We start from the raw sequence: 9251 nt of genomic DNA, 5'->3' as shown, positions 1-9251 counted from the left end.
AGGACTTTTTCAGTGGCCTCGTGTGTTGGGATAGCCTTTTTGTTATAAACCAAACCTTTTCAGTTCGGTTTGATATACTGGGAAGAGATGGAATCTTTTGTGTTAGGGGGTAACTGGGATGAAGGAAGACATTGCTTTATTTGAGGAATGGATGGACCTATATGCACATCAAATCGAACGTTTTGCATTTCAATACGGTTATTCATCAGAAAAAGCCGCGCAATTGACGGTGGAAACATTCCGTGCAATTTATAATAATGAAGAGAAAATGGTTGAAGGAAAGCTATCGATTTATAAAATTGCTCTAGATCAGCTTGTGCATGCGCAACAGAGCGATTCCGAGGAAGAAACGATTTTGCCGTTTGAAGAGGATCAGCAATTGCATGAAAAGATTAATGCACTAGAAGAAAAAGCGAAGGTGTCTCTAATCCTTTCACGATTTCATAATATGAGTGAGGCGGAAATCGCAACGATTTTGGAGATTTCTGAGGAGGCTGTTAGAGAGGCTATCAGACAAGCAATCCAACAACTTATTATTGAAATTGATAACTCGCATTTGGATAAAAGGCTGGAGTTTCTGCAAAAATCGTATGAAAGAATCAGTTCATCATTCCGAAAAGATCAAGTCTTTGCGCCCCGGAAAGAAGAGGTAAGTGAACGGGATATAAAGAAACAACCGATTTCGAAAAAGGCACTGATTTCCTGGGTTGCTGGGATACTGACTTTAGCTGCGCTTGTAATCATCCCGGTCTTTACAGATGAAGAGCGTCAAAAAATAGCTGCAGAAAAATATATCGAGCAATTAAAAACATCTTTTGAAGAAGAAATAGGGAATCGTTATGCACAATTAGGATTGAAAGAAAGCACTGAGGAAGACCAGCAGAACTATTACTACTTTACCGAGTACGGAAAACAAGCACGAGAGGATTTCGAAACAATGCTCCAAGAGGAAGAAAAAAATATTGTGGAAAATGGAAAAATCAACAAAAAAACAATTAATAACAAATATGCCGCAATTATAAAATCGATAGAGCTACCATCTGAAATGGTTGAACAGCTCATTAAACATCCATTAACAGATGATAAAGATAAGAGTATGGAATTTATTAGTAATTATGTAAAACAGATTTTTAGCATTCAGCAATCCTACGTGGCATCTATTTATCAGCATCAACAGCTTATTGAAGAGGCGATGTCTGAAGGACAATTTCAAATCGAAAAATTTCTTGAAAAGAAAGAAACGTATCCAGAAGAATTACAAAATGCGCTAAACAGTATGGAGAAACAAAATTTGTACATTGATTCTGTTTCAGAATGGGCGGCATTGGTTCCTTCTTTCGCAAGGAATGAGCTAAGTGGCAGGATTAAAGCTTCAATCCACGAGGATCTTGCTGGTTATTTAGCGCTGTTAGAATCTTCATCCTATATCTCTCAACCGAAGTTGGTTAGTACTTATGAAGAAAGCATTGGGAATCTATTAGAAATAGAAAGGACATTATTGGCGGGGCCGGATATTCAACTTGAAATCCCTTATCTATCGCTAAGAGATTATTATTCAAGATTATTTTATGTATTGATTACCGACTCTGAAACGAATCGGATATTTGGCTCCGACGGAAAAATAAAAGAAGAGATAAGGTCTGCTTGGAAGAAAATTGCGTCAGGTGGTAAGGGATCTCCGTCTGCTCATGTCATGAGAAACATCATTCGTGAAATGGAAGCGAGTGGATGGGCAAATTCCGAAATGCAAAGTCGTTTTACCTACTATCATTTAAATTATGCAATGGGATTAGCTAAAGCGGGAAATCTTCATTCGTTTGTAATGACAGGAATTTTACAAACTGACCAAGGCTTTGATATTGTTACTTTCCCCGATCTATCCTTTGAAGAGTTAGTTGAGGAAACGTACAATCTTTACTCGTCAAACCATGATCCGGCTGTGCTAAAAGATGCACATCCCTTCGTTATTTTCGCCATGTATTATTTCGCAAATGCTATTGGGGATCCAGTAACGATGTGGCATCTTTATAAACCTGAGGATAATCCGCAATCGCTGGAAGATTATCTTGTGGATTGGCAACAAGAGGATTTTCAACTCAATGAATTGGATGGACTTCTATTCGAAGAAAGAGAATCATCAGTCGGTTCAATTGTACTCCAAAAGGGAAACCATGGTTATTATGCAGTTGACATGATAGCGGATGAACCTGCTAGTTGGAAAATTAGTTCCATCAATTTAGATATGCTGGAACATGAATAAGTTAGTTGTTGATTGCGTTAAAAGGAGTGTTTTCATATGGATGAAACTGGTGATAATCAAAAAGTAAAGGGTGGTGATTTCATTGCATTCGAGGAATGGATGGACAATCATCATCGCAACATCGAACGCTTCGCATTTCAAAATGGCTATACGCAGGAACAAGCTGCGCAGATAACTGAAGCTGTATGTAAGGAAATTTATAATGAACTAGAAAATTTGGATTTTCGGAAATGTAACATTTACAAAAGGGTGCTTGAAAAGATTGCAACTCTCCAGCAGAGAGCTCCCTTATTAGATGATATTTTTAGTTTCGGGGAAGATGCAGAACTTCATTCAGCAATCATAGACCTGGAAGAGACATACCGTGTGCCGCTTGTGCTTCAAGTGTTTCATGGACTGGATAATAAGCAAGTTGCGGGCTTTACTGATTTGCCAATATCAGAAGTTGAAGTGAGGATTCGAGCTGCAAGGGAGTTGCTCGGTAAAGCAATCAATGAGTCATCGACAGAACGTCTTGAAAAACGCTTCGAACTTCTTGGAAAATCATATGCCCGTCTGCCTATTCTTTTTAATGTGGAGAATGTGTGGAAGTCGATGATTTCTGTTAGTGATCCAATTGAAAAAAATCGTAAGAAACGTGGCTGGGCAGGATGGCTAATTGCAACCGCCCTTGGTTTAATACTAATGAGTCTAGTGGGGAGTACGTTTTTTACAGGTGAAGACTGGGAACTTCGGTCAGATCGCAAGTATATCGAAGGGCTTAAAAAAGAATTTGCAGAACGAGTTGCCGGTAAGCAAAAAATTCTCGGTGTCAGTGATGAGCTTTTCAATCGCATGAATTTTTTCAGGGGTGCTCGAGAACACTTTAACGTTTTACTGATGGAGCTTGAAGATAAAAATCAACAAGGTGAAAAAATCGATCGTCAGCTTGCGGAAACTTGGCTCCTTGAGTTGACTGAAGTGGTGAAATTGCCATCAGAGTATGCCGACGAATTATTTGCTACCCCGTTTGTCAATGATGCAGAACAAAGTAGGTTGTTTGTCGAAGCTTATCTTATGAGTGTGGATATGATGAGCTATTCGCTTTATGAATTATATAGCAATGCTGACTATAATAGGCTCGGTAAAGCGCTTGAAACTGGAACCTTCGATGCGGATACTTCGGAAATGCAACAACAGGGCTACTCGAAAAATACAATTGAGGTCGTTCAAGCATTTACCGGTCAGAATATCGAGCGTCTATTACCGGAACATGCAGTAGGACATAGCGAATTCGTTACAGAACTTCGTGCTGCCTTACATGAATCAGCGGGCATTCGTCTCGCGCAATACGAAAGGGAACCGTTTATTATGAACGAAAAACTTTTGTATTCGATTGATGAAACGACTGGATTTATTGAAGAAATGGAAGAAACGCTTATTGCGTCAATGAGAAATGAATTGATGGGGTACTCGATGGAAGGGACCATGCTGAACCTCCTTGACGCCATCCTGCAAGGAAAGACCATCGAGGAATTCAAAAATAATGATGGTTCCATTAGCGAAGTACATCGTAATGCTTGGAGGCGGCTTGCATTACTGGGTACTGATTCAGGAGTTGGTGCGATTATGACCAAGATTGTTGGGGAGATGGAGGCGTCCGGTTGGAAACACTCGAAGTTTCGTGATTCATTGGATAATTGGAAAATTCATGAGGCGTATTCTTATGCATCAATTGGGAAGTTGGCGCAATTTGGAGTGCAACCTATCCAGGTAGCCTATAGTGAGAAGGTCTTTGCACTTCCAAACAATCATCTAAATAGGGAAGTTGCTGGTCTCTACGATGAATTTTCGATTGCTTATGATCGAACTATCTTGAGAAATGTCCACCCATTATTTATTGTAGGTTTATTTTATTATGCAAATGATAAGGACGATTCAGTCATGATGTGGCATTTAACAGACCCAGCATCTCGCGTTTCAAGTTTAGAAGAATCTACTGCCAAAGAGATTGCTCTTTTAGATATCACGGACTCCATCCGATTTGACCCGTCATTGAAAATGGATGATGGTCACAAAGTGCTTGCGCCGATTGAATTCGAACGAAATGGAAAAATGTATTATAACGTATGGATGACTTACGCGGAAGATGAAGTATGGCAAGTAGAATCAATCATTATCGAAGAAGGAAGCCTATGAATCGCCAAACGATTTTGCCCACCCCCTCTAAATATGGTATAATTTTGATGGCCCTTGTGGCGGCAGATATACTATTAAAATAGATTGGGAGCTGTTTCAAATGGCGAGAAAATATGAAGCTGGAGAAGAGCTTTCCGGCAAAGTAACAGGAATTCAACCGTATGGAGCATTTGTTGCGCTTGATGAAGAAACACAGGGACTTGTCCACATTTCAGAAATAACATACGGCTTCGTGAAGGATATTAATGAATTTCTTACGGTTGGTCAAGAGGTCAATGTGAAAGTACTTGAAGTCGATGAAGATGCAGGGAAAATTAGTCTTTCGATTCGTGCGTTACTCGAAGCACCGCCATCTACACGGAAAGATGACAATCCACGTAAATCATTACAAGCCCGTGTCAATGAGCGTGACGCGGATGGATTTAACTCACTGAAAGACAAACTGCAAGACTGGATTGAAAAATCGGGTCACTAATGAAAAGCGGAAGCGCCTAGGCGCTGGAGATTAGACACTAAAAAATGAGGAACAGGCAGCTAAGCCTAGTTCCTCATTTTTTTATTTTCTTTAAACGATACTGCAAATTTTGCCTACTCATACCGAGTGCACTCGCCGTTTTCGTAATATTATCCTCATTGAGCTTCATCGCCTTGTGTAAGTAATATACTTCCGCTTCGCGCAAAAATTGATCCAATGGTGGCAAATCTTTATTTGGTTGGACAATAAAGTCTGCAGCCTGCATCGGCTCATCCGTAATTTCATTACTTTTCATTCGAAAATGAAGGGGGAGCATTTCAGTTGTGACACTTGTTTCCAGTGTAGCAAGTGAAGAAATTTCGTCAAGAAGAAACTCCAATTCACGCATATTACCTGGCCAATGATAGCCGAGAAAAAGCTGCTCGACTTCCTGTTCGAGCCCTTGTAGTGCTGATCCGTAACGTTCACTACGCCGCGTAAAATAAGCAGAAATGAAAGGTATGATATCTTCTTTCCGCTTTCGTAGGGGCGGAATTCGAATCGTAAATGAGGAGAAAAAATAATATAAGTTCTTCAAAAGAGCCCCTGAGGCAATCAATTCTACTGGGTCATCACCAATACTGGCGATAAATTGACGGTTGCCAGCAGGTGTTTTTTTCAAGAGCGCCAATAATTTTTGCTGCAATGCCGTGGACAGTAGGTCAATACGCTCGCAAAATAGTGTGAAAGGCTCCGGGTCATTCAAGTCCTTGCTTAGGCGCTCGATTAAAGTCGGATCTGAACTATGACAGAAAAGGGTATAGAACTGACCGTTGGAAGGCGACAATTCATTATGAATGCTTTCTGCAATAAGATCCTTGCCCGTTCCAGATTCTCCAATTAGCAAAACGGGCAACTTTGCACGCACAGCTTTTTTAGCTGTCGAAATGACAGTTTTCATTGGAGGGGAGACAGCGATGACCTGATTGAACGTAACGGGATCACTATTTTTTCGAAAGGGCTGCAGAACGAATTTCTCGAGGGCAGTCACATCACGGACGAGTTCGACAGCTCCAATGAGATTTGTCCCATCGTAAATGGGGTATGTATCATTGATAGTTGTAATTTCTGTACCATTTCTGTTCCAATAGGTTTGTTTGACATTCAATTGTTCCTTGCCGCTTTGCAATACTTTCAGCAGTGTGCTTTCCTGCTGTTCAAAATTGAAAAGCTCTAAAATTGAGCGATCGCCTACATCTTCGAGGGCAAGACCTTCAATTTCTTTCATCTTATTATTGTAAATGACAGTATAGCCATTTTGATCGATAGCATGAATGCCGACACCGGCATGACCGACTGCAAACGAGTAAAAGGGAAGGAGTGATTCATCACTATTATTCAATATAATCACCGTCCAATAAATTTTTTGTGAACAAATAACGAATAACACTTGAAATCTGCAACAATCTTTTGCATTATTATATATGTAATCAATTACTAAGTGCAAATAATTTTTGCGTTCTACTAAAAAAGGAGGAACAACATGATTCCCTATAAACACGAACCATTCACAGATTTTACTGTAGAAGAGAACAAGCAAGCATTCCTTGAGGCGTTAAAAACAGTCGAAGGCTACCTTGGCCAAGACTACCCGCTGATTATTGGTGGAGAGCGCATTATGACAGAAGAAAAATTAGTGTCAACAAATCCTGCAAACAAAGCGGAAATTATTGGATCTGTTTCTAAAGCGAGCAGAGAGTTAGCTGAAAAAGCAATGACAGTTGCAGATGAAACATTTAACACATGGAAAAAAGTAAAGCCTGAATTCCGTGCGGATGTCCTATTCAAAGCAGCAACAATCATTCGTCGCCGTAAACACGAATTCTCAGCATTATTAACAAAAGAAGCTGGAAAGCCTTGGAACGAAGCCGATGCAGATACGGCTGAAGCTATCGATTTCTTAGAGTTCTATGCACGTCAAATGCTCAAATTGAAAGATGGTATTCCTGTTGAAAGTCGCCCAGGCGAGTACAACCGTTTTGACTATATTCCACTTGGTGTGGGCGTCGTCATCTCACCTTGGAACTTTGCATTTGCTATCATGGCTGGAACAGCAGTGGCAGCACTTGTAACAGGTAATACAGTTCTTCTAAAACCTGCATCGACAACACCTGTTGTCGCTTACAAGTTCATTGAAGTGCTTGAAGAAGCAGGTATGCCTGCTGGTGTCGTGAACTACATTCCAGGATCTGGCGCTGAAGTTGGGGACTACCTAGTCGATCACCCAAGAACGCGTTTCATCTCCTTCACGGGTTCACGTGAAATCGGTACACGCATTTATGAGCGTGCAGCAGTTGTCAATGAAGGACAAATTTGGTTGAAACGTGTTATTGCTGAAATGGGCGGTAAAGATACGATTGTTGTGGATAACGAAGCAGATTTAGAGCTTGCGGCACAATCTATCGTTAAATCTGCATTCGGCTTCAGCGGACAGAAATGTTCTGCATGTTCACGCGCAGTCATTCACGAAGATGTCTACGATCGGGTTGTAGCTCGTGTTGAAGAATTGACGAATGCATTGACGTACGGTGACCCAACAGATCAATCTAACTTCACTGGTCCTGTTATCGACCAAGCTTCTTTCGATAAAGTTATGAGCTACATTGAAATTGGTAAACAAGAAGGTCGTTTAATCGCTGGAGGAACAGGAGATAGCTCAAAAGGATTCTTCGTAGCGCCAACAGTCATTGCGGATCTTGATCCAAAAGCACGCGTCATGCAAGAAGAAATCTTTGGTCCAGTTGTCGGCTTAACGAAAGCGAAAAACTTTACAGAAGCGCTTGAAATTGCCAACAACACGGACTACGGTTTAACAGGAGCAGTTATTACAAATAATCGTTTCCATATCGAACAAGCGCGTGAAGATTTCCACGTAGGAAACCTATACTTCAACCGTAATTGCACAGGCGCAATCGTTGGTTACCAACCATTTGGTGGTTTCAACATGTCTGGTACAGATTCAAAAGCAGGCGGTCCTGATTACCTACAGCTTCATATGCAAGGTAAAACAACATCTGAAACATTTTGATTCAAATTATTTGAATCAAATTAAAAACCAGACCTATCCATAAGGTAGGTCTGGCCAATACATAACCACAAAGGGGAGGAAAATGTATGTCAGTATCAGAAACAGTGATTGTTCAGACAGAGAAATTTGGGGCGAATAACTATCATCCACTTCCAATCGTTATTTCAGAAGCACAAGGGGTTTGGGTGAAAGATCCGGAGGGTAACAAGTACATGGATATGCTATCAGCTTATTCAGCTGTTAACCAAGGACATCGTCACCCGAAAATTATTCAAGCACTTAAAGATCAAGCGGATAAAGTAACACTGACATCTCGGGCTTTCCACAACGACCAACTCGGTCCGTGGTATGAAAAAATTTGTCAACTATCTAGTAAGGAAATGGCACTACCAATGAACACGGGTGCAGAAGCTGTTGAAACAGCTATTAAAGCAGCACGCCGTTGGGCTTATGATGTCAAGGGAGTTGCAGAAGGTCAAGCAGAAATCATTGCTTGTATCGGTAACTTCCACGGTCGTACAATGACGGCAGTTTCATTATCATCAGAAGCAGAATACAAGCGTGGATTTGGTCCGATGCTTCCGGGTATTGACTTGATTCCATACGGTGATATCGCAGCGCTCGAGGCAGCCATTACGCCAAATACGGCTGCATTCTTAATCGAACCAATTCAAGGGGAAGCAGGAATTATTATTCCACCAGCAGGCTTCATGAAAGCTGCACGTGAACTTTGTAAGCAACATAACGTCCTATTCATTGCTGACGAAATCCAAGCTGGCCTATGCCGTACTGGGAAAATGTTTGCTTGTGAATGGGAAGGTATGGAACCGGATATGTATATTCTTGGAAAAGCTTTGGGCGGTGGCGTATTCCCTATTTCTTGTGTAGTAGCAGACAAAGAAATTCTTGGGGTCTTCAATCCAGGGTCACACGGTTCGACATTCGGTGGGAATCCAATGGCTTGTGCAGTCTCTATCGCATCACTAGAAGTACTAGAAGATGAGAAATTAGCGGAAAATTCATTAGAACTAGGAAACTATTTCATGGAAGAGCTAAAGAAAATTAACCATCCGTCGATTAAAGAAGTAAGAGGACGTGGATTATTTATCGGTGTTGAACTAACAGAAGAAGCACGCCCATACTGCGAGGCGTTTAAAGAACTTGGTCTACTCTGTAAAGAAACACATGATACAGTAATCCGTTTTGCACCACCACTCATCATTACAAAAGAAGAGTTAGATTGGGCACTCGAAAGAATTAAAAAAGTTTTT

General features: G+C 40.9%; 6 protein-coding genes. 5 read left to right on the top strand and 1 reads right to left on the bottom strand.

Annotated elements, in window-relative coordinates; genetic code table 11:
* Positions 1-118: 118 nt before the first annotated feature.
* The 3 genes from R2B77_RS17215 to yugI all read left to right on the top strand — a co-directional run bounded on the left by R2B77_RS17215 (position 119) and on the right by yugI (position 4913).
* Entirely contained in the window at positions 119-2260 is a 2142-nt protein-coding gene (locus R2B77_RS17215; RefSeq protein ID WP_203249249.1) for an RNA polymerase sigma factor, read from the top strand.
* Between the two features lie 36 nt (positions 2261-2296).
* Positions 2297-4438 carry an RNA polymerase sigma factor gene (locus R2B77_RS17210; protein ID WP_203249248.1) on the top strand — a complete coding sequence of 714 codons (2142 nt, stop codon included), beginning with the start codon at positions 2297-2299 and terminating at the stop codon, positions 4436-4438.
* Between the two features lie 100 nt (positions 4439-4538).
* Positions 4539-4913: a S1 domain-containing post-transcriptional regulator GSP13 gene (gene yugI / locus R2B77_RS17205; RefSeq protein ID WP_203249247.1), complete on the top strand. Its 375-nt coding sequence runs from the start codon at positions 4539-4541 to the stop codon at positions 4911-4913.
* A 73-nt stretch (positions 4914-4986) separates the two neighbouring features.
* Here the strand turns inward: yugI and R2B77_RS17200 are convergent, their stop codons facing one another.
* Positions 4987-6303, bottom strand: a complete 1317-nt coding sequence (locus R2B77_RS17200; protein WP_322555769.1) for a sigma 54-interacting transcriptional regulator — start codon at positions 6301-6303, stop codon at positions 4987-4989.
* Between the two features lie 132 nt (positions 6304-6435).
* Here R2B77_RS17200 and pruA point away from each other — a divergent pair, with 132 nt between their 5' ends.
* Together pruA and R2B77_RS17190 are read left to right on the top strand one after the other, a co-directional pair.
* On the top strand, positions 6436-7980 hold the full coding sequence (gene pruA / locus R2B77_RS17195; RefSeq protein ID WP_203249245.1) for an L-glutamate gamma-semialdehyde dehydrogenase: 1545 nt from the start codon (positions 6436-6438) through the stop codon (positions 7978-7980).
* An 86-nt stretch (positions 7981-8066) separates the two neighbouring features.
* Positions 8067-9251: ornithine--oxo-acid transaminase (locus R2B77_RS17190; protein ID WP_322555768.1), on the top strand; the 1185-nt coding region annotated here is incomplete at its 3' end.

It is taken from the genome of Sporosarcina beigongshangi, assembly GCF_033485195.1.
In the GTDB taxonomy this organism is placed as follows: Bacteria; Bacillota; Bacilli; order Bacillales_A; family Planococcaceae; genus Sporosarcina; species Sporosarcina beigongshangi.
The sequence above is the reverse complement of the archived record's forward strand: the minus strand, read 5'-3'. Positions and strand labels throughout refer to the sequence as shown.